20 protein-coding genes and 1 pseudogene are annotated in these 24,745 nt (G+C 46.3%); 9 read left to right on the top strand and 12 right to left on the bottom strand.

Translation table 11 applies throughout. The features are described from left to right. Nucleotides 1-99: 99 nt before the first annotated feature. From hldE to P4S59_RS02370, 3 genes and pseudogenes are all read right to left on the bottom strand, one after another. Nucleotides 100-1,530: a bifunctional D-glycero-beta-D-manno-heptose-7-phosphate kinase/D-glycero-beta-D-manno-heptose 1-phosphate adenylyltransferase HldE gene (gene hldE, locus P4S59_RS02380; RefSeq protein ID WP_337167940.1), complete on the bottom strand. Its 1,431-nt coding sequence runs from the start codon at nt 1,528-1,530 to the stop codon at nt 100-102. Between the two features lie 67 nt (nt 1,531-1,597). Continuing rightward, nucleotides 1,598-4,439: pseudogene (gene glnE, locus P4S59_RS02375) on the bottom strand (bifunctional [glutamate--ammonia ligase]-adenylyl-L-tyrosine phosphorylase/[glutamate--ammonia-ligase] adenylyltransferase). A gap of 113 nt (nt 4,440-4,552) precedes the next feature. Further along, nucleotides 4,553-5,809: a methyl-accepting chemotaxis protein gene (locus P4S59_RS02370; protein WP_005395942.1), complete on the bottom strand. Its 1,257-nt coding sequence runs from the start codon at nt 5,807-5,809 to the stop codon at nt 4,553-4,555. A gap of 105 nt (nt 5,810-5,914) precedes the next feature. Between P4S59_RS02370 and P4S59_RS02365 the strand changes: the two genes are divergently transcribed. Continuing rightward, nucleotides 5,915-6,688, top strand: coding sequence for a potassium channel family protein (locus P4S59_RS02365; protein WP_237309081.1), 774 nt, complete (start codon nt 5,915-5,917; stop codon nt 6,686-6,688). Between the two features lie 40 nt (nt 6,689-6,728). Here P4S59_RS02365 and P4S59_RS02360 read toward each other — a convergent pair whose 3' ends face one another. Further along, on the bottom strand, nt 6,729-8,261 hold the full coding sequence (locus tag P4S59_RS02360) for a CYTH and CHAD domain-containing protein (RefSeq protein WP_337167939.1): 1,533 nt from the start codon (nt 8,259-8,261) through the stop codon (nt 6,729-6,731). Between the two features lie 212 nt (nt 8,262-8,473). Between P4S59_RS02360 and P4S59_RS02355 the strand changes: the two genes are divergently transcribed. The 3 genes from P4S59_RS02355 (at nt 8,474) to P4S59_RS02345 (ending at nt 11,335) form a co-directional block, all read left to right on the top strand. Further along, nucleotides 8,474-9,154 carry a TIGR00153 family protein gene (locus tag P4S59_RS02355; RefSeq protein WP_031780508.1) on the top strand — a complete coding sequence of 227 codons (681 nt, stop codon included), beginning with the start codon at nt 8,474-8,476 and terminating at the stop codon, nt 9,152-9,154. 131 nt (nt 9,155-9,285) lie between these two features. Continuing rightward, complete coding sequence (locus P4S59_RS02350) at nt 9,286-10,545, top strand: inorganic phosphate transporter (protein WP_005395948.1); 1,260 nt, start codon at nt 9,286-9,288, stop codon at nt 10,543-10,545. A 178-nt stretch (nt 10,546-10,723) separates the two neighbouring features. Then, nucleotides 10,724-11,335 carry a TIGR04211 family SH3 domain-containing protein gene (locus tag P4S59_RS02345; RefSeq protein WP_031780509.1) on the top strand — a complete coding sequence of 204 codons (612 nt, stop codon included), beginning with the start codon at nt 10,724-10,726 and terminating at the stop codon, nt 11,333-11,335. A 91-nt stretch (nt 11,336-11,426) separates the two neighbouring features. Here P4S59_RS02345 and ggt read toward each other — a convergent pair whose 3' ends face one another. From ggt to P4S59_RS02330, 3 genes are all read right to left on the bottom strand, one after another. Continuing rightward, entirely contained in the window at nt 11,427-13,157 is a 1,731-nt protein-coding gene (gene ggt, locus P4S59_RS02340; protein WP_074192028.1) for a gamma-glutamyltransferase, read from the bottom strand. 280 nt (nt 13,158-13,437) lie between these two features. Then, entirely contained in the window at nt 13,438-14,121 is a 684-nt protein-coding gene (locus P4S59_RS02335; RefSeq protein WP_337167938.1) for a general secretion pathway protein GspB, read from the bottom strand. Next, nucleotides 14,121-15,737, bottom strand: coding sequence for an ExeA family protein (locus P4S59_RS02330; protein WP_337167937.1), 1,617 nt, complete (start codon nt 15,735-15,737; stop codon nt 14,121-14,123). The genes P4S59_RS02335 and P4S59_RS02330 overlap by 1 nt, the downstream gene beginning before the upstream one ends. Nucleotides 15,738-15,875: 138 nt before the next feature. Between P4S59_RS02330 and P4S59_RS02325 the strand changes: the two genes are divergently transcribed. Beyond that, nucleotides 15,876-17,096, top strand: coding sequence for a multifunctional CCA addition/repair protein (locus P4S59_RS02325; RefSeq protein ID WP_337167936.1), 1,221 nt, complete (start codon nt 15,876-15,878; stop codon nt 17,094-17,096). A gap of 228 nt (nt 17,097-17,324) precedes the next feature. Here the strand turns inward: P4S59_RS02325 and P4S59_RS02320 are convergent, their stop codons facing one another. From P4S59_RS02320 to folB, 3 genes are read right to left on the bottom strand one after another with little or no spacing between them, the layout of a single operon-like run. Continuing rightward, nucleotides 17,325-18,128: an undecaprenyl-diphosphate phosphatase gene (locus P4S59_RS02320; RefSeq protein WP_006743204.1), complete on the bottom strand. Its 804-nt coding sequence runs from the start codon at nt 18,126-18,128 to the stop codon at nt 17,325-17,327. Nucleotides 18,129-18,137: 9 nt separating this feature from the next. Next, nucleotides 18,138-18,626 carry a 2-amino-4-hydroxy-6-hydroxymethyldihydropteridine diphosphokinase gene (gene folK, locus P4S59_RS02315; protein ID WP_012841141.1) on the bottom strand — a complete coding sequence of 163 codons (489 nt, stop codon included), beginning with the start codon at nt 18,624-18,626 and terminating at the stop codon, nt 18,138-18,140. Continuing rightward, nucleotides 18,623-18,982, bottom strand: a complete 360-nt coding sequence (folB, locus tag P4S59_RS02310; RefSeq protein ID WP_005395977.1) for a bifunctional dihydroneopterin aldolase/7,8-dihydroneopterin epimerase — start codon at nt 18,980-18,982, stop codon at nt 18,623-18,625. Before folB ends, folK begins: the two co-directional genes overlap by 4 nt. Before the next feature lie 250 nt (nt 18,983-19,232). On the opposite strand from folB, the gene plsY reads away from it, so the two are divergent. Further along, nucleotides 19,233-19,844, top strand: a complete 612-nt coding sequence (plsY, locus tag P4S59_RS02305; protein WP_005379857.1) for a glycerol-3-phosphate 1-O-acyltransferase PlsY — start codon at nt 19,233-19,235, stop codon at nt 19,842-19,844. A 34-nt stretch (nt 19,845-19,878) separates the two neighbouring features. Here the strand turns inward: plsY and P4S59_RS02300 are convergent, their stop codons facing one another. Together P4S59_RS02300 and tsaD are read right to left on the bottom strand one after the other, a co-directional pair. Beyond that, on the bottom strand, nt 19,879-20,694 hold the full coding sequence (locus P4S59_RS02300; protein ID WP_337167935.1) for an alpha/beta fold hydrolase: 816 nt from the start codon (nt 20,692-20,694) through the stop codon (nt 19,879-19,881). Nucleotides 20,695-20,869: 175 nt separating this feature from the next. Continuing rightward, entirely contained in the window at nt 20,870-21,886 is a 1,017-nt protein-coding gene (gene tsaD / locus P4S59_RS02295) for a tRNA (adenosine(37)-N6)-threonylcarbamoyltransferase complex transferase subunit TsaD (RefSeq protein WP_046874179.1), read from the bottom strand. 230 nt (nt 21,887-22,116) lie between these two features. Here tsaD and rpsU point away from each other — a divergent pair, with 230 nt between their 5' ends. The 3 genes from rpsU (at nt 22,117) to dnaG (ending at nt 24,719) form a co-directional block, all read left to right on the top strand. Beyond that, complete coding sequence (rpsU, locus tag P4S59_RS02290) at nt 22,117-22,332, top strand: 30S ribosomal protein S21 (RefSeq protein ID WP_001145625.1); 216 nt, start codon at nt 22,117-22,119, stop codon at nt 22,330-22,332. A gap of 27 nt (nt 22,333-22,359) precedes the next feature. Next, on the top strand, nt 22,360-22,803 hold the full coding sequence (locus P4S59_RS02285) for a GatB/YqeY domain-containing protein (protein ID WP_005395984.1): 444 nt from the start codon (nt 22,360-22,362) through the stop codon (nt 22,801-22,803). A gap of 149 nt (nt 22,804-22,952) precedes the next feature. Further along, complete coding sequence (dnaG, locus tag P4S59_RS02280) at nt 22,953-24,719, top strand: DNA primase (RefSeq protein ID WP_005379719.1); 1,767 nt, start codon at nt 22,953-22,955, stop codon at nt 24,717-24,719. Nucleotides 24,720-24,745 lie beyond the last annotated feature (26 nt).

Here is a 24,745-nt window from a genome sequence, read left to right as displayed (position 1 = left end):
TAAGAGACGAAAAGTGTCTCAGAACATCAAGTATCAAAAAGGCCGCACTTGGCGACCTTTTACAAACAAATAGCGTTTCAATGCCAACAAATCGTAGGCTTAGCCCTTACCGCCTTTGATTGCATTGATGATTTCACTGGTTGAGCACCCATCCTCAAAGTTCAATACACGAACTTCGCCACCTGCAGCAATGACTTCTTTACCACCAGCAATCTCTTCTGGTTTGTAGTCACCACCTTTTACTAGCAAGCTTGGCAGAACTTCCGAGATCAAACGTTGCGGCGTATCTTCACTAAATGGTACTACCCAATCCACAGCGCCCAAACCTGCCAATACCGCCATGCGGCGATCGGTTGGATTCACAGGACGACCAGGCCCTTTAAGACGCTTCACTGATTCATCGGTATTCACCGCAACAATCAGGCGATCACCAAGTTCTGCAGCGTGATTGAGGTAAGAAACATGCCCAGCGTGAAGAATATCAAAGCAGCCGTTTGTCATAACGACTTTCTCGCCACGTGCACGTGCTTTTTTCACTGCTTCAATCAGCGCTTTTTCTGAAATCACACCGTAATCCGTGTCTTGGCTGCCATGTACCGCTTCTGCCAGTTCAATTTCAGACAAGGTCGAGGTACCAAGCTTACCAACAACAACGCCTGCCGCAGCATTCGCTAGTGCACACGCTTCTTCGAAGGATTTACCCGCCGCCACTGAAGCTGCAAGTACAGAAATCACCGTATCACCAGCACCAGTCACGTCGTACACTTCTTTCGCTTGAGTCGGAAGGTGGAATGGCTCTTGACCACGGCGGATCAACGTCATGCCGTTTTCACTACGCGTAACCAGTAGCGCTTCAAAATCAAACTCTTCAACAAGCTGAAGTGCTTTTTCAACCAGCTCTTGGTCTGATTTTACTTTGCCAACGACATCTTCGAACTCTTTCATGTTTGGCGTAAGAAGTGTTGCGCCACGGTAGCGTTCAAAATCCGCACCTTTAGGGTCAATGAAAACTGGAATGTTTGCTGCGCGCGCTTTTTGGATGTATGCCTGAACATGCTCTAACGAGCCTTTTGCGTAGTCAGACATAATCACGGCTTTAACGTTTGGCAGAGCGACATCCATACGCGATAGCACAGGTGCAGAATCCGTGTTTTCAAATTTATCTTCGAAGTCGAGACGAATAAGCTGTTGTCCACGGCTCATTACGCGAAGCTTCGTGATCGTTGGGTAATCAGGCAGTGCAACGAAATCGCATTTCACATTGAGTGAGCTCAGCGTCTCCGTCAGCACTTTTGCAGGCTCATCTTCCCCTGTTAGACCAACAATGTGAGCATGGCCACCTAGTGATGCGATATTCATCGCAACGTTCGCAGCACCACCAGGACGCTCTTCATTGTTTTCTACTTTTACAACAGGAACCGGCGCTTCAGGAGAAATACGTCCGGTTGGGCCATACCAGTAACGATCTAGCATGACATCACCGATGATGAGCACACCAGCGCTGTTGTAATCAGGTAGAATTGGTTTCATTATTGGTCTCCAAAAATTAAATCGAAGTGAGTTTATCACAGCCCTTATCGAGGCTAAATATATGGTCTTAACTGAACCACTGATTCCAAGCCTGTTTTACCCACTCCCTTTCGGCAACAAACTTATCTTCCACCACATCAGCATCTAAATTGAGTAGATTTCTCCGGTGTATTTCGTTTCGCATTGTCGTGTAGGCACGTATCAACTGCATTGCCTGGTCTTCGTCCATGACATTTTGTGCAATGAGCGTTTCAAAGATGCGCACATTATCACACCAACGCGTTAATTTCGGCTTATCGTGACTATAGTTGAGCACTAAGTACTGAGCGAGAAATTCGATATCGGTAATCCCTCCCACATCTTGCTTGAGCATAAAACGGCCGGGCTTTTTCCCCCAAGATGACCGCGCATTTTCTCTCTCATTTCGACAACGGCTTTTTTCAGTTCCGCCCGATCGCGCGCTTTGCACAACACATCATGTCGCGTATTGTGAAATGCAATGGCAAGGGGTTCATCGCCGTAAATCAAGCGCGCGCGCACAAGTGCTTGATGCTCCCATGTCCAGGCTTCTTGATGCTGATAATCGTCAAACGCATCGGTTGGGCTAACCAACAAACCTGACGCGCCAGATGGGCGCAAGCGGGTATCGACTTCGTACAAAATGCCGGAAGCGGTGCGAGTCGAGAAAATATGGATGATGCGCTGCGCTAGGCGAAGGTAGAACTGACGGCCGTCGATTTCCTTTTTGCCATCTGTATAGACATTGACTGGGCAGTCATGCATGAAGACGATATCCAAGTCGGAGTTATAGCCGAGTTCCCAGCCACCGACTTTGCCATAGCCAATGACGGCAAAACCCTTGCCTTCACGATCTTTCACATGCGTTGGCTCGCCGTATTTTTCGGACACTTGCAACCAAGCCTGACTGACCACTGCATCAACGATAGCTTCCGCCAAATAGGTTAAGTGATCACTCACTTTCATTACCGGCAATGCACCAGCAATATCCGCCGCCGCAATACGTAAAATGCAGATTTGCTTAAACTGGCGCAACGCTTCCATTTGCTGCTCCATATCATCTTCTGGAATACGGGCCAGATAATCACGCAGCTCTGTACGGTAACTGTCTAATGGGATTGGATTGTACAACTGTGCAGGGTCGATCAACTCATCGAGTAAGATCGGATACCGAGATAGCTGCTCTGAAATCATTGGGCTTGCGGTACACAAACGCACGAGCTGTACTAGAGCCGCTGGATGCTCATCCAATAACTCCAGATAAGTCGTACGAGTGCAGATATTGTGCAGTAAATGCAGCACTCGCGGTAAACCAAACTGTGCATCAGGGTGGGCAAACACCGCATCAAACACCTTCGGCATCAAACGGTTTAACACTTCGCGTCCACGCGGTCCTAACGTTTTTTTAGCCAGATCGGTTTTAAAGTTGATGATGGTTTTCGCGCATGAAGCAAAGTCTTCAACCTGAATATCCTGCTGCAAGATATGTTCAAGCACATCTTGTTTGTTCGCCATATCCCATAACTCATGAAAATGACGAGCAACCGTAGTACCCTCGTCTTCTTCATCATCACCAATTAACGACTCAAATACTTGATGGACATTCGCCATGTGCTGCTGAGTTTGCTCAATCAGTTGGTCCCAAGAGGTCATTTGCATCGCGGTAGTGAGCTTTAAGCGTTCGGTTTCGCAATCAGGCAGCGTCTGGGTTTGCTTGTCCGCCATCGCTTGCAACAAGTTTTCTAATTGACGCAAATACTTGTATGCGACTTCTAGACTGCTGACTTCTTGCGAAGTGAGTAACGCCAGCTCTTCAATTCCTTGCAGCGTTTCCAACAACCCTCGATTACGAAGAGAAGGCTCGCGCCCCCTCGAATTAATTGAAAAACTTGGGCGATAAATTCAATTTCTCGGATGCCACCTGCGCCTAACTTAATGTTGTTGTTCAAACCTCGGCGGCGAACCTCACTACTGATCATCGATTTCATCCGACGCAAAGACTGAATCGCACTGAAATCAATATAGCGACGAAAAACAAAAGGACGCAGCATTTGGCGTAGCTCTTGGTATTGCGGGTACATTTCGCACCCCATCACTCGAGCTTTGATCATCGCGTAACGCTCCCAGTCACGTCCCTGTTCTTGATAATAATCTTCAAGCGCAGCATAGCTCATGACTAATGGGCCACTTTCTCCAAATGGGCGAAGTCGCATGTCGACGCGGTAGCAAAAACCATCGAAGGTTTGTTGGTCGAGCGCTTTGATGATGCGTTGACCAAGACGAGTAAAGAATTGCGCATTAGCAATGCTGCGGCGCGCGCCTTGTGTCTCACCGTTTTCTGGATACGTGAAAATCAGATCGATATCGGATGAAAAGTTTAGCTCGCCGCCACCCAGTTTCCCCATGCCGATAATCAACATCGGCTGTACTTCACCTTCCTCACTCGTCGGCGTTCCCCACTCCTGACAACACGCTTGATATTGCCATTGATAGGTTTCAAAAATCATCGCTTCAGCCAACTCGGATAAGTGGCTTAAAGACGTTTCTAGCGACCATGCATGCGTGAAATCCTTCCACGCAATGTACACCATTTCTCGGTTGCGAAACTGACGCAACACGCGATGACCAGACATCTCATCCGGGCATTGTCCCAGCAGTGCCGCAAGACGTGAACGGTAAGATTCTTGACGGCTTGGTTGCGCTAACATGTTCGGTAGCTCACGCGCTAAAACTTCATCGCGATGAATCGCTTCGGTAATAAACTGGCTTAAGCCCGCCACATAGCGAAATTGCTGCGCAATCTCATCTGGCCAAAGGGGAAAATAACCTGCCTCTTGAGCATTTTGTACGGCAGATTCAGCGATAGAAATCAGTGGCGAAGGCAGCTGCATTTTTCTTCCTTGTTTGAAAAGCACGGTAACTCATTCTTTATACCAGACTTAAAGCAAATAAAAACGCCCACAAAAGGTTTGTGGGCGTTTTATCAAAAGTTCTGGATGGAATATTAAACTTGGAAAGATTTGATCTTCTTATCTAACTCGCCAGCATTATTTTGCATCATTTCAGAAGTTTCTAGCAGCTCTGTCACAACCACAACCGAGGCTTCCACCAGCTCACGTACATTTGTGAGGTTTTGACTCATCTCTTCTGCAACACTGCTTTGCTGACCAGACGCCGTCGCGATTTGGAAGTTCATGTCATTGATTTGCGTCACTTGCCCAACAATACCATCGAGCTCAGATCCAGCATTAGAAACCAGCTCGTTTCCATCGGCCGCTTCCACTACGCTTTTCTCCATGAGTTCTACAGCAGATTCTGCACTGGTTTGCAGCTGAGCAATCATCTCTTGAATTTCTACCGTCGCTTGTTGTGTACGCTGTGCAAGGTTACGAACTTCATCTGCAACCACCGCAAAACCACGACCCGCCTCGCCAGCTCGCGCAGCTTCAATAGCCGCATTCAGTGCAAGCAGGTTAGTTTGTTCAGAGATACCTTGAATCGTACCCACAACACTACCAATGGATTCAACACGTTCTTCGACCTGGTTAACCGCCTGTGCCGATGAAGCGATGTCCGACGAGAGTTCACTCATTTTCGCCATCGTACTTTGCAAGAACTGTTGACCAGAAATCGCTTGTGCGGAAGCTTGCTCTGTAAGAGAAGACGCCGTCTGGGCATGTTCCGCGACGGTTTGTACCGTCGACGACATTTCACTCATGGCCGTCGCAAGTTGATCAATTTCGTTAAACTCTTCTTGCGCCGACTCCTTCGTTTCCGACATGCTCAGCGTCATCACTTCCGTGAGTGTGGATAACTCATCAGAAGCATTAATTTGCATTTGAATCACATCGTGCAATTGGCGACGTGTCTTTTCTAATTCACGTGCCACGTCTCCGTATTCATCTTTACAATCCATACCAAATGGCACGGAGAGGTTCTTGCTCGCCATCAGTTTGATTGCGTCGCTCAGATACTGCGTTTGACGCAGCATCACTCTAGCCGCCGCTAATAAGAGCACGACAAAAACCACAATCAATAAGGCGGTTTGCCAAGCAACTTGCGTTAAGTATGCTTCGTAATGCTGTTGGGCAACTTGCGCGTTTTGTGTCGCCGCTAAAAGTGAATCGTAAAAGGTGTTCGCGTCCCACAGTTGTTTTGCCACTATCAGGACAGTACTGAAGACCATCAACATGACCATTTTAGGAACCAGTCGAATGTCGGATATGACCCTTTCCCATGGCTTAAATGCCAGCTTTTCCATTGTCAGTTCTCCACCGAGTCTTATATAGTCTTTATCTATAATCTTTATATTACTTATAGTTATGTTCGCGTTTAGCGTGGTTACGCGATTTATTTCGAGCTTCGTATGAAAAACAATGATATCAAAGACAGCACACGACCGATGGGCCTGTTGTCACTAATATTGTCTTTTATGGCACTATTTGTGATCTCTGGCTTGTTGTTTTTCCCGATCGATCACGAAACCCGTCAAGTTCTTATCGGTCTGGATTTCATAATCTGTAGTATTTTTCTATTACAGCTCACCATTGATTTGATCCGGTCCACAGATCGGTGGTTATTTCTTAAACGCCATTGGATAGATTTCGTGGCGAGCATCCCATTAATAGAGCCACTGCGCTTTGCTCGTATCTTTCATATTCTTCGAGTGGTATTAGTACTGCGCTCGTCGAAGTTCATTTTGCATCAGCTCAAAGAGAACCGCCGCGAAACCACGGTCGCCTCAATATTACTGTTGATGGTGATCCTCATTACGCTCGGTTCTAGTGCCATGCTGTTTATCGAAGCGAAAAACCCAGAAGCAAATATTCGCACTGGCGCCGATGCTTTGTGGTGGGTATTCGTAACGATCTCAACCGTTGGTTACGGCGATCATTATCCGGTGACCTCAGTAGGAAAGTTTTTAGCCGTCATCATCATTGTTTGTGGTGTGGGGATCTTTGGTATGATTTCGGGTCTTATCACCTCTATTCTTACCGCCCCGACGAAACAACAGACGCACAGCTCAATCAATAAAGAACGTATGCTCGAGCAGCTCCTAAGCCAACAAGCGCAAATACTAGAACGACTCGATTTCATGGAAAAAGAGCTACAACAACGTAAAACAGAGACAAAAAAATAGGACCATGCGGTCCTATTTTTTGTCCTTATCACCAGAACGATCATTCACGCCAATAAGGCTGCACTTCCACACTGATCGCTCGGGTTTGATCCATTGCATGCAAAATTGAACGCTCTTGACGGTGCAACCAGCGTTCTAACTGCTCTTTTTCTGCGTCTTCCAACATATCTACCAACGGAAGTAAGTGGTTCAGCATTAGCAGATCATCAATACCATGCACCAGATCCGCCCATGGCAAACGGAAGCTGTTACGCTCATCCGAGTTATATAGACTCGCGAAACCAATACCGGTATAGAGGTTACGCAGCAAGCGATAGCGCTGATCAACGTACTCTTGCGCCGTCAGGTCGCGCTCTGCTGGGAAAGCTTCCATTAGTTCTGCCCAAGTGCGATCGAGCTGAGTGACTGAAAACGGCATGATATTACTTGCCATTTTTTCGCGCGCTTTTTCATCAAGAAACGGCTGCCAGCCACGCGCTAAGATCCAGCGACTAAGATCCAGCAATAACCCGGTGTAACGCGCGGAATTGAGCAACCCTAGCACTTCTTCACGGCTTGGCAGCTCTTGTAACTGCTGAGTCAACTCAGATACTAAGAACTTACGCGCATCCAACTTACGCAGCACATTGCCTTTGTCATCTAAGAGCTCTTCAAGGTGTGCATGCTCATCCAACCAACTCAGTTCTTCTTCCAACCATTTAAGCTCTTGGCGCAGAATCGCACTCGCGCGACGAGGGACAACACCACCAAAAATGGTCAATGTTTGACGAATAAAACGAATGGCATTGCTGATTTCACGTAGCGCTTCCACATTGTCACGCTCAGCATAAATTTGCTCGTGATAATGCCAGTGAGATAGGGCGTGTTCTAAAGAGTTGATCAAGCAGTATTCAACGGTATCCGTCGGGCTACTGTCCACAAGCGCCAACGATTTTACTTCATCACCTGCATAGCCACTTGCAAGTCGATAGCCTTTCGCCGCTTTACTCAAGTTACCCAAACGCATGCCACCTTGCTCGCAAAAGCTACGTGCTAGTGTAAATAGGGCATCGGTTTGGCCCGATTTAAGTTCCAGTTCAACTTCGCAAATCGGTTCTTGTTTCTCTTGCCCATCTTCACCTTTGGCGACGACCATACCTTGGTCAAACGCCACTTCTATTTGGCTACCGTCTGGCATGCCAATCAGCCACTGTTCACGTGTGAAGTTGGTCGAGAATAACGGCATAAGCTCAGATTGCAGCGTTGCTGCGTCTTTACCTGGCGGCCAAATGTCTACAGGATGAAGCGACAGATTAGGCTCGTCGCTAGTGTGCTCAGCATTGTATTCTGGTCTTTGATGTAAGCCTGCGACGACGCGTCCTGCTGTCTTTACGGTTTGGACGAATACATCATCAAAACGGCGAATTCTTAAACCAATGTCGTGCTTTCTCAGCCATTTATCGGCGGTATCAAAGTAGGTGTTACCCAAGTCACGACAACTATGCTGAAGTACTTTTGTCTCAGAAATTTTTTCTTTTAAAGTTTCTGAAAATTCAGGAGAAACAAAAAACTTCAGTTCTATTTCGGTTTCCATAGCTATACCTTTCAAAGCAGATAGAAACAGGATATTGCGTAATTTCTCGCACGGCAAGAGAGAAATATCGCCGGAATGATGATCTAAAACAGTTTTAATGAGCGATTTAATGCGTTACCATGCGCGCCTTTATAGCCATCGTTCAACATTTCGCCAAGCACTCAGAAATGGTGTATGTTTTTTTAAGGTTATAGTTATTAGGTTGAATGACCATGCCAGTAAATACAATTATGGGGTTATTTGCAAAGTCCCCAATTAAGCCTTTGCAACGCCACGTTGTGTGTGTCAACGAATGTTGTTCACACTTGGTGAAATTCTTTGAAGTATCTTCAAAGGGTGACTGGGAAAAAGCATCTGAAATCCGTGCACAAATTTCTCACCTAGAGAAAGAAGCGGACGTGCTGAAACGTGAAATCCGTCTAAAACTGCCTCGCGGTTTGTTCATGCCAGTAGACCGTACTGACATGCTTGAGCTTCTGACTCAGCAGGACAAACTTGCAAACCTGGCAAAAGACATTGCTGGCCGTGTATATGGTCGTCAACTTGTCATTCCTGAGGCTCTCCAACCAAACTTCCTCGCTTACGTTCAACGTTGTCTTGATGCGGCCGATCAGGCGCAAAAGGTAATCAATGAACTTGATGAATTGCTAGAAACCGGCTTCAAAGGTCGTGAAGTGACGCTCGTCGCTGAAATGATTCATCAATTAGATGTCATCGAAGATGATACCGATGCTATGCAGATTGAACTTCGTCAACAGTTGATGGCGATTGAGTCTGACATGAACCCTATCGATGTCATGTTCTTGTACAAGATTCTTGAATGGGTAGGTGGTATTGCCGACCAAGCGCAGCGCGTAGGTGCTCGTTTGGAAGTCATGCTATCTCGATCTTAAAACATAAAGTTAACGACATAACGAAGAGCATAATGAACACGTGTCATAGGGACGATGACTATTTTCATCGTCTTATGGTTTGGCGCGCGTAAAATTTTGTTCCGCTTGTTATAAAACAACTAGGTATTACGATGGATATCCTTGCGAACTACGGCACTGTCCTGATTATTGTTGCAGCGATTTTTGGTTTCATGATGGCGATTGGTATTGGCGCGAACGACGTTGCTAATGCGATGGGTACATCAGTAGGTTCAAAAGCGCTAACCGTAAAACAAGCTATCATCATTGCGATGATCTTCGAATTTGCAGGTGCTTACCTTGCAGGCGGTGAAGTAACCGACACTATCCGTAAAGGTGTAATCGAAACTTCTTTATTTGCTAGTCAACCTGACGTTCTTGTCTACGGTATGATGTCTGCTCTTTTGGCTGCGGGTACATGGTTACTTCTTGCCTCTTACATGGGCTGGCCAGTATCTACGACTCACTCAATCATCGGTGCAATCATTGGTTTTGCATGCGTATCAGTAGGTACTGAAGCGGTTGACTGGGGCAGCGTTCAAGGCATTGTTGGTAGCTGGATTATTACACCAGTGATTTCAGGTTTCTTTGCTTACGTTATCTTTGTCAGCGCACAACGTCTGATTTTTGATACTGAGAACCCGTTATTCAACGCCAAACGTTTTGTTCCTGTTTACATGTTCATCACAACAATGGTGATTGCACTTGTAACTATCAAAAAAGGTCTAAAACACGTTGGTCTTCACCTAACCAATGGCGAAGCTTGGATGTGGGCAGCAGCAGTTTCAGCACTCGTGATGGTTGGCGGCTACGTATACATCCAGAAAAAATTCGCTAATCGCGAAGAAGACCGCAGCTTTTCTGGCGTGGAAGGTATCTTCAGCGTTCTGATGGTTATCACCGCTTGTGCAATGGCATTTGCACACGGTTCAAACGACGTTGCAAACGCCATTGGTCCACTGTCTGCTGTAGTATCGACTGTTGAACACATGGGCGAAATAAGCACGAAAAGCACCATCGCTTGGTGGATTCTACCTCTTGGTGGTATTGGTATCGTGGTCGGTCTTGCGACACTGGGTCACAAAGTAATGGCAACCGTTGGTACAGGTATCACTGAGCTAACTCCTAGCCGTGGTTTTGCAGCTCAGCTAGCAACCGCTTGTACTGTTGTTCTAGCTTCTGGTACTGGTCTGCCAATCTCAACCACTCAAACATTGGTTGGTGCGGTTCTCGGTGTTGGCTTTGCTCGTGGTATCGCGGCACTAAACCTGGGCGTGGTTCGTAACATCGTGGCATCATGGATCGTTACACTACCAGCAGGTGCACTATTGGCCGTTGTATTCTTCTACGGACTTCAAGCGATGTTCGCTTAAGACACTCGTCAATAGAATGTAAGCGCTTTGTCATTATTGACTCAAACGCACAGAAAGGGAGGCTTTGCCTCCCTTCTTTGTTGCACCGAAGTTTGAAACTGCATACTATTCGTCTATTTCCGGCTCCAATCATTCGGTGCCAACGCTGTCTCCAAGAAAAATCGTTAAGGGATTTACTGTGAAAAAACTAATCATCACGGTTTTGTTTACTTTGCTAGCAGCGCCAGCGGCCCTAGCAGCAGACCGTTATATTTCTGATGACCTCTTCACTTTTATGCACTCAGGTCCAAATAACACCTACCGTATTATTGGTAGTGTTAACGCCGGTTCTAAAGTACAACTGATTAAAACCAACCGAGATACTGGCTATACGCAAGTTCGTGATGACCGCGGTCGTACTGGTTGGGTACAAAGCAAGTTTGTGACAAACCAAGAAAGCATGGCGATTCGCCTTCCTCGCATTGAGAAAGAGCTAGCAGAAGTGAAAGAGCAGCTTGCTAACGCTCGTAAAACTTCTGATGCAGAGAAAGCCGGCCTTGTTACCTCTCTAGAAACGCGTAACCAACAAATTTCCGATCTTGAGAATAAATACTCTGAGATCAGCGACCAGCTTACTTCTGTTGAAACAGAAAACCGCGAGCTGCGCGCTAAACTGGATACACAAAAAGACGACATGCTGCTTAAGTACTTCACTTATGGCGGCGGTGTTGCAGGTTTAGGTTTGCTATTTGGTTTGATTCTTCCGCATGTCATGCCTCGTAGAAAACGTTCACCTGCAGGTTGGGCATAAATCCTTCGCCCTTTTATCTATAAAAAAGAATGCAAAAGCCAGTCGATATTCGACTGGCTTTTTTGTTTGCTTAGTTTTACGGAAATCAGCACTACTCACCCATTGAACTAGACGCTCGACGACGATCCGTTGCGCCATAAAGCTTGCCATCTTTTAGCTCAATTGCATTCAAACCACTTACCACTGGAATAACGTGTACTGGGTAGCCAAGCGCCATAAACTCCGGCACCAACATTTCTGCGAAGGTTTTCTTCTCCACTAGCAACCCTGTTGGGTCATACGGCTTAGTGCGGTCTATCTTGGTGCCGTACTGGATATTTGGTAGGTCAATGGCGTCTTGCGCTGATAACTTCCAATCCAGTACCCCAACCACGGTTTTGAGTACATACCCCGGAATTTGCGAACTGCCCGGCGAGCCGACCACTAAGCGCAGATTGCCATCGCCGTCCATCACTATCAATGGCGTAATGGCTGAGCGTGGACGCTTACCCGCTTCAATCGAGTTTTGAGTAGGCTTACCGTTAAGCGTTGGTTGAGGTGAAAAGTTTGCCATTTGTGCATTCAAGATAACGCCATCAACCATGACACCAGATCCCATTCCCGTGCCAACGGTGCTGGTCATAGCAATCGCATTACCTTCCCTATCAACGATAGAAATGTGCCCTGTATCTTTGCTCTCGAAGCCTTGATATTGCGCATACTGAGTTTGCGTTATCTGTCCGGCTTTTGGATTTTCTTTCGAGGTGCCATTATCAGGGATTAAATCACGTCTCTGGTCCAAATAGGTTTTAGATAACAGTTGTTCAACTGGTGCTTCCACATAATCCGGATCTCCGGCATACGCAATACGATCGGCTTTTGCTAAGCGCATCGCCTCAGTCATTAAACGCCAAGGCTCTACATCAGTTAATGCCATCTGAGATATATCGTACGGCTCCAGCAATTTCAGACTTTGAGCAACCATCACACCGCCAGAGGCCGGGTAACCAAACGAAACAATTTTGCTGCCTCGATAATCGCTTTCAATAATATCGCGAGATTTAACCTGATAGTTTTTAAAGTCCTCTAACGACAATTTCTCATGCTGATCGTTAATACGACGATTCACCGTATCAACAATATGTTGACCAAGTGCACCACCATACAAATATCGATCGCCTTGCTGAGCTATTTTCTCTAGCGTCTCAGCCATTTTAGGGTTCTTCATTAACGTCCCTGATGGCTTCACTTCATCATCTTGCCAATACAAGGCTTTAATTTCTGGGTCGCGAGCCAAACGCGTTTGCTCTCGCACGACGATATCATAGGTATAGCTGTTCATCGCGTACCCATCACGCGCGAGCTTAATCGCAGGTTGAACCAACTCAGACCATGGTAATTTGCCGTATTGCTCATGAGTGGAACAAAGCAGACGTAAGGTGCCCGGTACCGCAACGGAGCGAGGCCCCAAAATTTCATCGCGGCTGAGTGCTTTCCCATTTTCAATAAACATCTCAGGGTGAGCGCTAGACGGCGCTTCATCTCGCCCATCAAGGGCTAAAAACTTCTGCTTGTCATGTTGATAAAACAGCGCGAAAGTACCGCCGCCAATTCCCGTCATATCTGGCTCAACTACAGACATCACCATCTGCATCGCGACCATGGCATCAACGGCGTTCCCGCCCTCTTTCAATATTGAATAACCAGTGCTGCTCACGTAAGGGTTAGTCGCGCTGACCATAAAATCTTGTCCGTTATTATCTGGTGTTATAGGGAAAGGGGTTGGCTTTGCTGCGTAACTTAACGACGCAACAACACTTAAAGAAAAAATCAGAATACGCATGTGTCTCTGTGTAGACTCCTGTTATTTCATGGGGTCTAACGTGGACCAGGTCGTGATGACGAAGTTCGTCAATATGGCGTTTTTTTACACAACGCTGACTGGAGTCATTCTACTAATACATGACTGATATTGATGTAATTTAAACAACTGAGAAAAGCTATATTTAGCTTGTGTGAGTCCCTAAAAATCATCACTCAAATAGATGAAAAAAGACCTTATGAGAAACAAAAAAAGCCAGCGACATGACCTCGCTGGCTTGATGATTTACTATAAAAAACGGCTACCCTTCCCACTCATACAACGCTGGGATACGAATTTGCTCACCTTGGAACTCGACAATCACCGCTTGCGGTTGTATTTCTCTTAATGTGACCTGCCCATCAACAACGTCTCCTTGATGATATTCAACATTGTTAATTTTCACCCAGCGGCGATTTTCATCACTGGCGTACATGTGAGTTTGCAAATTGAGCGCAGGTAAACGCCCTTGCCATTGGTGAGCGTTGCGCTCTAAATCGTTCACGCGCACCGTTTGTGGTGAAGGCGCATCATCTCGGGATAACGCATTTTCGACCTTTCGCGCCAAATCAGGAGATAATGAGGACAAGTCAAGATCATCCAGAGACAAACCTAGGTCCTCTTCAACGACTGAAGTGCCTTGAGTTGATACAGATGTTTCTATCTCGTCTTTGTTTGCTGTATTACTCACGTATTCATCAGATGTTGCAAACGTACCAAAATCACGAGACAGCTCTGCACTTGGCCACTCTCTTGGCAATTGCGCCAACTGAGTAGTTTCAGGATAGTCCAATGCTTTGAACGGTTGTTCCGCTTCCATCTTAGCCTCAGGGGCGGAAGTACTAGCTTCAGCATGAGGCGTAAGGAGATCTAAATACCAAGCAACTCCGATTGCAGCAACGGTGATCGGCAACAAGAACAAACCAATATGTTTCATGGCTGACATTATGCGTCCTCCTTCTCGATTCGTGCCAGTTGAGGCGCATCTGGCTGCACGTTTTGTTGAAGACGATCTAGCGTCCGCTTACCTGCAATGCCGTCGACCCCGATACCTTGCCAACGTTGGAATAACTCAACGCGCTCTTTCATCGCACCATCAAAAATAGACGTTTCAAGCAGTGGCTCACTTACCGCTTCTGCTAATAGTCGGTCTAATACTTCGATCGCAGGGCCTTCCATGTCTAAACGTAATGTCTCTTTCAACGGCGCTTGCCACAGTTCAATGATATTGCCTTGCCACATCGGCTTTAGCCACGAAATAGGCAGACGCAGACGCTGCTTGCCATTGAGCACTTCGACTTTGTCATTACCGACGGCGTACAAAATGACATACCCAACATCACCTTGATAATTCAACTCCAAAATTACAGGGCGATTTTGTTGCATCAGCAGCGGCCAGGTCGCCATTTTACGCTCACAACGTATGGTCGATTGGGGTTCTGATAAACAAAGATTGTCGCGAACCGATGCTTGATAACCCCACAAACGATACAAATCATTCACGGCGAGATTCGACTGTTTTTGTGCTAACAATAAGTCACGCTGATCATCTGTCAATTGTTGGTTGACGACTATTGGCGTTGGCTCCTCTCTTGGTGCGGTCACTTGTGCCAACACTGACGTTGCTTGAGCTGGCATATAATTAACGACCGCCCACCCCGTACCTAATGCAGCAATAAGACCCACCGTAACAGAGCCCCAAGCAGGCCAGCGGAAAGTACGGCGCTCTTTTTTATCTTGCTGATAAATATCTGCCTGAAACTGCATCACCTCTTCACAGGCCTGCTGAACGGTTTGCTTATCCACCACCACATTACCTTGGTGATAACTGATGTTGAGAGATTTATCACAGATAAGATTAATCAAGCGCGGGATGCCGTGACTGTATTTGGCAATGAGTTTACAAGAAGCACGATTAAACAGTTGCTGGTCACCACCTGCCGTATGTAATCGAAACGCGATGTAATCTTCTGTCTCTTTTTCATCCAACGGCAACAAGTGATAACGCCCAGTAATGCGCTGAGCGAGCTGGCGTAGTTGCGTCGTTTGTAATAACCGCTGTAATTCAGGCTGTCCGACCAACAACACTTTGAGCAGTTTTCTGGTATCGGTTTCCAAGTTGGTCAACAAACGTAACTGCTCTAAAACGTCGGCAGCAAGGTGTTGAGCCTCATCAATGACCAGCAATGTCTGCCAGCCTGAGCGATAATTACGCAGCAAGTATTTGTGAATCACTTGGTTTAGCTGTTTGAGGTTTGCATCTGGCGGGTAAGTAATTTTGAATTCATCGCAAATAGCTTCGAGCAAGTCTCGACTCGAAAACGTGGGATTTAGGATCAGACCCGCTTTGGTGTTATCACCTAAATTCGCCAGCATCGCTTTTGCGACGGTCGTTTTGCCTGTACCCACTTCGCCAGTAAGCATAGCAAAACCACCGCCATCGCCTAGCCCGGCTTGGAGATGTGTGATTGCCTCTTTGTGACGTTGGCTTAAATACAAATAACGCGAGTTTGGAACAATCGAAAATGGTTGTTCTACAAACCCAAAAAAGTCCTTATACATTAGGCTCTCCAGCTAAAAAACCACCAGGGAATAGTCAGATATAATATAAACATAGCTGCATCTACTCTCGGGAGTAAAGAAAAGTACCATTGCTTGCTACAATGTCCAACGACATATCAATAAATTAAGAGGTAATTCGTGCAAGTTTATTTAGTAGGTGGCGCAGTTCGAGATAAATTGCTCGGAATTGATAGTTATGACAACGACTGGGTGGTCGTAGGTGCGACTCCCGAGACGATGCTGTCCCAAGGGTACACCGCCGTTGGTAAAGACTTTCCTGTATTTTTGCACCCCAAAAGCAAAGAAGAACATGCACTTGCGCGAACAGAAAGAAAATCAGGCTCTGGTTACACTGGCTTTGAGTGTTTCTTTGATCAAAGTGTCACCTTAGAAGAAGATTTAATTCGTCGTGATTTAACCATTAATGCAATGGCAATGGATGATGCAGGTAAGCTCCATGATCCTTACGGCGGCCAGAAAGATCTCAATAATAAACTACTACGCCATGTCTCAGACGCCTTTGTCGAAGATCCTCTACGCGTTTTACGTGTCGCTCGCTTTGCTGCCAAGCTGGCTGATCTAGACTTTACGGTTGCCGACGAAACCATGCAGTTAATGCGCCACATGGCAGAATCTGGGGAGCTGAGCACACTGACTCCCGAGCGTGTTTGGCAAGAATGGCATAAGTCCCTCTCCACCCCTCGCCCTGATATCTTCTTATCGGTTCTAAGAGATTGTGGTGCATTGGCCGTTGTTTTACCTGAAATTGATGCACTATTTGGCGTGCCTCAACCAGCAAAATGGCATCCAGAAATCGATACAGGCATCCATACTTTGATGGTGGCAGAGCAAGCCGCAAGATTGAGTGACTCACTCCCCGTCAGATTTGCCGCTCAAGTGCATGACTTGGGCAAAGGGGTGACGCCAGAGAGCGAATGGCCAAGCCACAAAATGCATTGTCATACAGGATTAAAACTGATCAAAAAGCTATGCGAGCGTGTCCGTGTACCGAATGAGTTTCGTGATTTAGCCTTGATGGTGTGCGAACAGCACTCCAATATCCATCGTGCGGCCGAGTTAAAGCCGCAAACCATCATAAAAATGCTCAACAAATTCGATGTGTGGCGCAAAGCTGAGCGCTTAGAAGATATTTTAATATGTTGTCAGGCTGACCATGCAGGTCGAAAAGGGTTAGAAGAGAAGCCTTATCCTCAAGCTGAGATTTTTACCCGCGCTTATCAAGCCGCAGCCGCCGTAGATGTTCAGAGCATCATTAAGGATGGATTTAAAGGCCCGGCAATACGTGATGAACAAGAAAAGAGACGGATTGAAGCGGTAAGAGTCGCTTTGAATAAGTGATCTGAGCTCAGATTAATTAACCGAATTGTATTCATGCCAGGTCATTCCAGCGGGCCTTAGCGAGACTAGGAATCTAATATCAGCACGCAGGGAAGTTTTAGAAGTGACCAACGCCACAAGAAACTCGGAGAGAAGATTCTGAATCTCGCTCCTTCGTCGCTGTTCAGAATGACGTTGTGGTTTAGGTATGCAGCTTGCGGTTAAGCAAGCTGCCAATCCGTCGCGTTATCAGGCGCTAAGCAAGAACGCAAACAAGCCGAAACCTAGAATCAGACGGTAAATCACAAACGGTGTCATGCCCATGCGTGAAATCATCTTTAAGAAGAAGTGGATACAGATGTACGCACTGATAAACGATGTGATGATACCAGTCAGTAAGAAACCAATATGGACAGGTTCACCACTGGTCACTAGCTTCATGCCCAAGTAGCTACCAGCCAATGTAATGATGGGGATCGACATTAAAAATGAAAAGCGCGCAGCCGCTTCTCGAGTAAAGCCAAGGTAAAGTGCAGCCGTAATGGTCGCCCCTGAACGCGACGTTCCAGGAATCATCGCTAAGGCTTGAGCAATACCGATAAACACGGCTTTCTTCCAACCCGTTTGGTATTCATCCGCAACCAACTTAGCGTTTTTGTCTACCCACCAAAGCAACAAACCAAATACGATCGTTGTGGTCGCGATGACATAAGCGCTACGTAGATACACTTCAATGATGTCTTTCATCAACAAGCCAAACACACAAGCTGGAATCGTGGCGATCACGATCATCCAAGCAAGTTTTGCTTCTTTACTCCGATCTCCTTTAAAGATCGAAGCAAATAATGCCTGGAACAGAGTGATCACTTCATGGCGAAAATAGATCACTACCGCCATTAATGTACCGACGTGAACAGCAACATCAAAAGCTAGACCTTGGTCTTCCCATCCCAAAATGGCGGAGGGCAGGATCAAATGGGCAGAGCTCGAAATAGGCAAAAACTCTGTCAGACCCTGAATCAGAGCCAGAATAAAGGCTTCAAAATAACTCATGTAAACAACTCAAATTAAAAATGAAAAAGAAACAGGTTTGAGTGAATCGACTGGCTGCATTGCATGCCAAATATCTGCGACTGTGCGTCCATCGCCTGGGATCACTAATTGAGGTTCGAGATCATACAGAGGCTTTGTGACAAAAGGATATTTGTAGATATCACTGCGAGGTAGCTCAGGTTTTTTCTTGGAGACGCATTCACCGAACAACACTATATCGAGATCCAGTGTTCGATCCTGATACTTTTGCGCATTTTCTTCGCGTCCCCACTTAAATTCAATCTCACGCAGCTGATGACTCAACTCTTCTAATGACAACTCGGTACGCATTGCAACGACAAAGTTGTAGAAGTTCTGGCTGCTAAAGCCAATAGGTTCACATTCATATACCGGCGATACGAGGAGACTTTCTCCAAGCTGTAGCAACTCCTGATACGCAGCGAGCGCATGTTGCTCTCTTTCTACATTCGTACCAACACCGATATAGGTGGTGATCATGCTTGACCTCGCTCAATCACGACACCAACAGCGCGAGCTTGTGGCACGGCACCAGGTTTTGCTAAACGGATTTTCACCCAAGGCACAGAGAAACGCTGCATGATAAGCTCTGCCACTTCTTCGGCTACACGTTCAACCAACAGAAAACGACCATTTTCAATATGGCTCAGTACCGCCTCACTCACTTGTGAATAATCCAACGCATCTTGCACATCATCGCTTTTACCCGCAGGCTTGTTGTCGTGCGCCATTTCGATATCCAGAACCAACTTTTGTTTAATTTGTTGTTCCCAGTCGTACACGCCAATCGTGGTGATTACTTCTAATTGTTCAATAAAAACTTTATCCAGAGCCATCTTATGTCCTTCTATTACAGAGGTCGGATACCCGTGAGGGGTAATTTGATCGTAGTATTCTATACCTAAGTAACATTTACTTGGGTCATCACAATGTTACTTAGGTATAAACTGCGAAAGCATCTTTATATACAAGAAATCACATAATGCAAGCTCTATCACAGTGAGGATTTCTGCATTATGTGAATTCGAGGTATGATAGCAACTACGCGGGAACCGAGCATTAAATTCCAATCCATCAAGGACTTCTATGGACGCACTGGCACTGATAATGACAATGGCCGCCTATTTACTGGGTTCGGTTTCCAGTGCGGTTTTGATCTGTCGACTCTTAAAACTGCCAGATCCACGCAGTGTAGGCTCCAACAACCCTGGAGCAACGAACGTATTGCGTATTGGCGGACGAGGAGCCGCTGTTTCAGTCTTGTTGTGCGATATGCTCAAAGGCACCATCCCCGTGTGGGGCGGATACTTTCTTGGTATCGACCCTATCATTCTTGGCGTCATCGCCATTGCTGCCTGTCTTGGGCACATGTACCCCATCTTTTTCCACTTTAAAGGCGGAAAAGGTGTTGCAACCGCGCTTGGCGCTATCGCTCCAATTGGTTTGGACTTAACAGGATTAGTGATGTTAACTTGGCTGTCAGTAGCCGCGCTATTCCGCTATTCATCCTTAGCGGCTCTCGTCACGGTTTTGGTCACTCCGTTTTATACTTGGATGTTTAAACCGCAATACACGTTACCTGTTGCTATGCTGTGTTGCTTAATCGTATTTAAGCATCATCAAAATATTCGGCGGCTTTTGTCTGGCGACGAGCCAAAAATCGGCGAAAAGAAACTGACACAAAAAAACTCGGCTTAATGCCGAGTTTTTCGTTTAAAGAGGGATGCATTGGTTATGCATGAACTCGATTCAGGAAGTTCAACAACATTTGGTTGACGAACTCCGGCTGTTCTAAACAACTGATGTGTCCCGCTTGCGGAATTTCTACCAACTCACTGCCCGTGATACAGTCTTTCATTAAATACGATTCGAAAACCGGGCGAGGCTTATCTTCACAGCCCACTGCAATTAACGTCGGCAGAGCAAATTTTTCCGAATCTTCAATCACATCACGGCGACCAAACACCATACGACCAATGCGAGCCACTTCCGCCGCACGCTCACCGTTGAGGTCTTCTAAACTGCGTTTGAATGCAGCGACCAACTCAGGATTCACCTGCTCAGCGTTATCAGCAAAAAACAATGGCACGACAGCTTCAATAATTGGCGCAGGCACCGCTTGGACTTGGCTGATAGTATCAAGCATTGAAAAATACTTCTTATATGTAACTTCTGGCTCCCAACCAATGAAGGTATCCATCAATACCAGTGATTTCACACGTTGCGGTGCTTGAGCCGTCAGTTCCGCTCCCCACATGCCGCCAACAGATAAGCCCACCACAGAAAACTCTTCAATATCCAAATGATCCATCAACGCCAACATATGTTGTGCATAATCAACTAATGACTCTGTCGATGCAGGGGCCGCTTCTGACTCACCATGTGCCCACAAATCTGGCACAATACAACGATATGACTGGCTTAAAACTTCAATTTGTGGCGCCCACATTTGGCTATCCCACAAATAACTGTGACCAAACAGTAATACTGGACCATCACCTTTATCAAGGTAAGCAAGTTGCTGACCTTCAATTTCAAACTTATTCATTGTTATATCCATTTCTTATTCTTCCGCACTATCCTATCACTGAAACGATACCAAACTGCTCGCATCAGTCAGAATGTAAACGAAGCTTTTCATTGAATAGCTAAAAATAAAGGCCTCTGATGAACAGAGACCTTTATCGTAGTGAATCTATTTCAAACCTACCGCATAAGTTTGATTAAGCGACTGGCGTCAGTTGGTCAATCGGCCAACGTGGGCGAGCCTCTACCGACATATCGGCCACTTCGCCATTCTTCAAACGCTGCATACCAGCGTAAGCGATCATCGCACCATTATCCGTACAGAACTCAGTTCGTGGGTAGTAAACCTCACCGCCAACTTTCTTCGCTAGCTTCTCTAACTCTGCACGTAAACGACGGTTAGCACTCACACCACCAGCAATAACAATACGCTTCATACCTGTTTGCTCAAGCGCGCGTTTACATTTAATCGCCAATGTTGCACACACGGCTTCTTCAAATGCCAGAGCGATGTCTGCGCGAGTTTGCTCGTCATCGCCATTCGCAGCAATCGTATTTGCTGTAAAGGTTTTCAGGCCAGAGAAACTCATATCCAAGCCAGGGCGATCAGTCATTGGGCGCGGGAACTTAAAACGACCCGGCGTGCCTTTTTCTGCCAGTTTAGACAACAGCGGGCCGCCTGGGTAATCCAAACCCATTAGCTTCGCTGTTTTATCAAACGCTTCGCCCGCCGCATCATCAATTGACTCACCCAAAATTTTGTACTCACCGATGCCTCTCACTTCGACCATCATCGAGTGACCACCCGACACCAACACTGCCACAAACGGGAATGGCGGTGGGTTATCTTCTAGCATTGGAGCCAACAGGTGACCTTCCATATGATGAACAGGTACCGCTGGCACTCCCCAAGCGTAAGCAATACTGCGACCAATGGTTGCGCCAACCAATAACGCCCCAACCAAACCTGGGCCAGCGGTGTACGCCACACCATCAATGTCTTTTGAAGTGAGGTTCGCTTCTTTTAACGCCTCTTTAATAAGAGGAATGGTTTTCTTCACATGGTCGCGTGAAGCCAACTCAGGCACCACACCACCGTAATCTGCGTGCAGTTTTACTTGGCTGTAAAGCTTGTGTGACAGCAGACCTTTTTCATCATCATAAATCGCGATGCCAGTCTCGTCACAAGAGGTTTCAATACCGATAATGCGCATGGTTTTCTCAGTATGCTTTCTATATAGAGGAAATTTGGGCGTCATATTACCTCGCCTTGGTGCTGCAAACAAATTTTGTACAGACAATAATCGACAAAAGGCTTTACAAAGTAGTTGTGATCGGATTAAAATTCCGCACCATTTTTGATCAAGCTGGTAAGAGACCAAACAATTGTGATTTGGTCTGTTGAATGCCAGCGTTAACGAATAACCCCTGAGGTGAAAGGCATATGCCAGTAGTTAAAGTACGTGAAAACGAACCGTTCGACGTTGCTCTACGTCGTTTCAAGCGCTCTTGCGAAAAAGCAGGTATCCTTTCTGAAGTGCGTCGTCGTGAGCACTACGAAAAACCAACTACAGTTCGCAAACGCGCTAAAGCAGCAGCTCAAAAGCGTCACGCTAAGAAGCTAGCTCGCGAAAACGCTCGTCGCGTTCGCCTGTACTAATAACTGAGCTCCAAAAGGAATTTAGTTATGGCTCTGATTGATCAACTCAAAGAAGAGCAAAAATTAGCGATGAAAGCCAAGGACAAATTGCGCCTTGGTACTATTCGTTTAGCCCTATCAGCAATCAAGCAACGTGAAGTTGACGAGCAGATCACTCTGAACGATGACGACATTCTTGCAGTATTGACCAAAATGGTTAAACAACGTCGCGATTCTGTAGCGCAGTATGAAGCAGCGGGTCGTCAAGATCTTGCTGATGCGGAACAAGCAGAAATTACCGTTCTTGAGGACTTTATGCCTCAACCACTGACAGACGAAGAAGTAGCGGCTCTTATCGAGAACGCGATTGCTGAATCTGGCGCAGCTGGCATGCAAGACATGGGCAAAGTAATGGGCGTTCTGAAACCGCAAATTCAAGGGCGCGCAGATATGGGTAAAGTAAGCGGTTTAGTTCGCGCTAAACTGGCTTAAGATACCCCACCCAATTGCAGCAAGCCGTGCTATCCTTTGGAACGCACGGCTTGTTTGTATCTGGACGAATGGAATGAAATAAGTGAGCAACACGCTTATTCTTTTAAAGCATTCACTCCACTCATCATCTTCTTTTTTTGTTAGGTTTTATGGCTGGACACATCCCTCGCAGTTTTATCGATGACCTTCTAGCTCGACTTGATATTGTCGATATCATCGACGCACGTGTGAAACTTAAGAAAAAAGGCAAAAACTACGGCGCATGCTGCCCGTTCCACAACGAAAAGACGCCGTCATTCAGCGTCAGTCAAGAAAAACAGTTCTACCATTGTTTTGGTTGTGGTGCGCACGGAAATGCCATCGACTTTTTGATGGAATTCGACCGGCTAGAATTCGTCGAAGCCATTGAAGAACTCGCTTCATACTTGGGCTTAGATGTTCCTCGCGAACAACGTAGCGGCGGTAATGGTTCGTTCCAGTCAGGCCCACAAGCAAGCAGCAGTGAAAAACGTAATCTATACGACTTAATGGGCAGCATTGCTCAATTTTATCGTAACCAACTCAAGCAGCCAGCAAGTAAAGTGGCGATTGAGTATCTAAAAGATCGCGGCCTGTCTGGTGAAATCGTCCAGAAGTTTGGCATCGGCTATGTGGCTGATGAATGGGATTTAGTTCGTAAGAACTTTGGCCAGAATAAAGAAAACCAAGACATGCTCGTCACAGGCGGCATGTTGATTGAAAACGATAAAGGCAACCGCTACGACCGATTCCGTGGTCGAGTGATGTTTCCTATTCGAGACAGACGCGGCCGAGTAATAGGCTTTGGTGGTCGAGTATTAGGTGATGGGACACCGAAATATCTCAACTCACCCGAAACCCCGATATTTCATAAAGGTAAAGAATTGTATGGCCTTTATGAAGTACTACAAGCGTACCGTGAGCCACCACAAATTTTAGTGGTTGAAGGCTATATGGATGTTGTCGCGCTTGCTCAATATGGCGTAGATTATTCCGTTGCCTCATTGGGTACCTCTACAACGGGCGATCACTTGCAAGTATTATTCAGGCAAACAAGCACTGTCGTATGTTGTTACGACGGTGACCGCGCAGGTCGTGAAGCCGCGTGGCGTGCAATGGAAAATGCATTGCCTTACCTAACTGATGGTCGCCAGTTAAAATTCATGTTTTTGCCGGATGGAGAAGATCCCGACTCTTATATCCGACAAAACGGAAAACAAGCATTTGAACAACAAGTGTCTAATGCGATGCCCTTGTCTGAATTCATGTTCAGCTCATTGACTCAGCAAGTCGATATGAGCACGAAAGAAGGCATGGCAAAACTGAGTACCCTTGCTGTTCCTCTCATCGACAAAGTCCCTGGCGGCACTTTAAGACTATACTTGAGAGAACTGCTTGGCCGCCGTTTGGGTTTGGTTGATGAACGCCAACTACAGCAGCTAATTTCAAAACAAGGTAAAGAGGATAAAAGGCCTCAACCTCATAAAGAAATCAAGCGAACGCCGATGCGAGAAGTGATCGCGTTACTGATTCAAAACCCACAATACGTAAGTATGGTGCCAGATCTAACTAGCGTTAGAGATTTACCCATTCCTGGTCTAAGTTTATTTGTTGATGTACTTGATAAATGCCAAGCGCATCCCCATATCAACACAGGCCAATTATTAGAGCATTGGCGAAACAGCCAAAATGAGACCCTTCTGTCTCGTCTCGCGAGCTGGGACATTCCACTCGATGAGGACAACCAAGAAGAAATATTTTTAGACTCACTGGATAAAATTATTGCCCAGTGCGTAGAAAAACAAATTGAAAACCTGCAGGCCAAAGCAAGAAGTGTCGGTTTATCAGCCGAAGAGAAAAGGGAGCTGCTAGCACTTATGCTAGATTTAAAAGCGTAACCCTGTTTAATTAGTCAGCAACGATT

This window comes from Vibrio sp. M60_M70, from assembly GCF_037162085.1.
Classification (GTDB): Bacteria; Pseudomonadota; Gammaproteobacteria; order Enterobacterales; family Vibrionaceae; genus Vibrio; species Vibrio diabolicus.
Note: the sequence above shows the minus strand (reverse complement) of the source record. Positions and strands in the feature narration are given on the sequence as shown.

What these genes read in the sequence shown, in the direction of transcription:
- P4S59_RS02370 (WP_005395942.1), bottom strand. Translation starts at nt 5,809, where the DNA reads ATGGAAAAGCTGGCATTTAAGCCATGGGAAAGGGTCATATCCGACATT.
- dnaG (WP_005379719.1), top strand. Translation starts at nt 22,953, where the DNA reads ATGGCTGGACACATCCCTCGCAGTTTTATCGATGACCTTCTAGCTCGA.
- P4S59_RS02320 (WP_006743204.1), bottom strand. Translation starts at nt 18,128, where the DNA reads ATGAGTTATTTTGAAGCCTTTATTCTGGCTCTGATTCAGGGTCTGACA.
- rpsU (WP_001145625.1), top strand. Translation starts at nt 22,117, where the DNA reads ATGCCAGTAGTTAAAGTACGTGAAAACGAACCGTTCGACGTTGCTCTA.
- P4S59_RS02330 (WP_337167937.1), bottom strand. Translation starts at nt 15,737, where the DNA reads ATGTATAAGGACTTTTTTGGGTTTGTAGAACAACCATTTTCGATTGTT.
- folB (WP_005395977.1), bottom strand. Translation starts at nt 18,982, where the DNA reads ATGGCTCTGGATAAAGTTTTTATTGAACAATTAGAAGTAATCACCACG.
- P4S59_RS02285 (WP_005395984.1), top strand. Translation starts at nt 22,360, where the DNA reads ATGGCTCTGATTGATCAACTCAAAGAAGAGCAAAAATTAGCGATGAAA.
- P4S59_RS02350 (WP_005395948.1), top strand. Translation starts at nt 9,286, where the DNA reads ATGGATATCCTTGCGAACTACGGCACTGTCCTGATTATTGTTGCAGCG.
- tsaD (WP_046874179.1), bottom strand. Translation starts at nt 21,886, where the DNA reads ATGCGCATTATCGGTATTGAAACCTCTTGTGACGAGACTGGCATCGCG.
- P4S59_RS02300 (WP_337167935.1), bottom strand. Translation starts at nt 20,694, where the DNA reads ATGAATAAGTTTGAAATTGAAGGTCAGCAACTTGCTTACCTTGATAAA.
- hldE (WP_337167940.1), bottom strand. Translation starts at nt 1,530, where the DNA reads ATGAAACCAATTCTACCTGATTACAACAGCGCTGGTGTGCTCATCATC.
- folK (WP_012841141.1), bottom strand. Translation starts at nt 18,626, where the DNA reads ATGATCACCACCTATATCGGTGTTGGTACGAATGTAGAAAGAGAGCAA.
- P4S59_RS02335 (WP_337167938.1), bottom strand. Translation starts at nt 14,121, where the DNA reads ATGTCAGCCATGAAACATATTGGTTTGTTCTTGTTGCCGATCACCGTT.
- ggt (WP_074192028.1), bottom strand. Translation starts at nt 13,157, where the DNA reads ATGCGTATTCTGATTTTTTCTTTAAGTGTTGTTGCGTCGTTAAGTTAC.
- P4S59_RS02365 (WP_237309081.1), top strand. Translation starts at nt 5,915, where the DNA reads ATGAAAAACAATGATATCAAAGACAGCACACGACCGATGGGCCTGTTG.
- P4S59_RS02360 (WP_337167939.1), bottom strand. Translation starts at nt 8,261, where the DNA reads ATGGAAACCGAAATAGAACTGAAGTTTTTTGTTTCTCCTGAATTTTCA.
- P4S59_RS02355 (WP_031780508.1), top strand. Translation starts at nt 8,474, where the DNA reads ATGCCAGTAAATACAATTATGGGGTTATTTGCAAAGTCCCCAATTAAG.
- plsY (WP_005379857.1), top strand. Translation starts at nt 19,233, where the DNA reads ATGGACGCACTGGCACTGATAATGACAATGGCCGCCTATTTACTGGGT.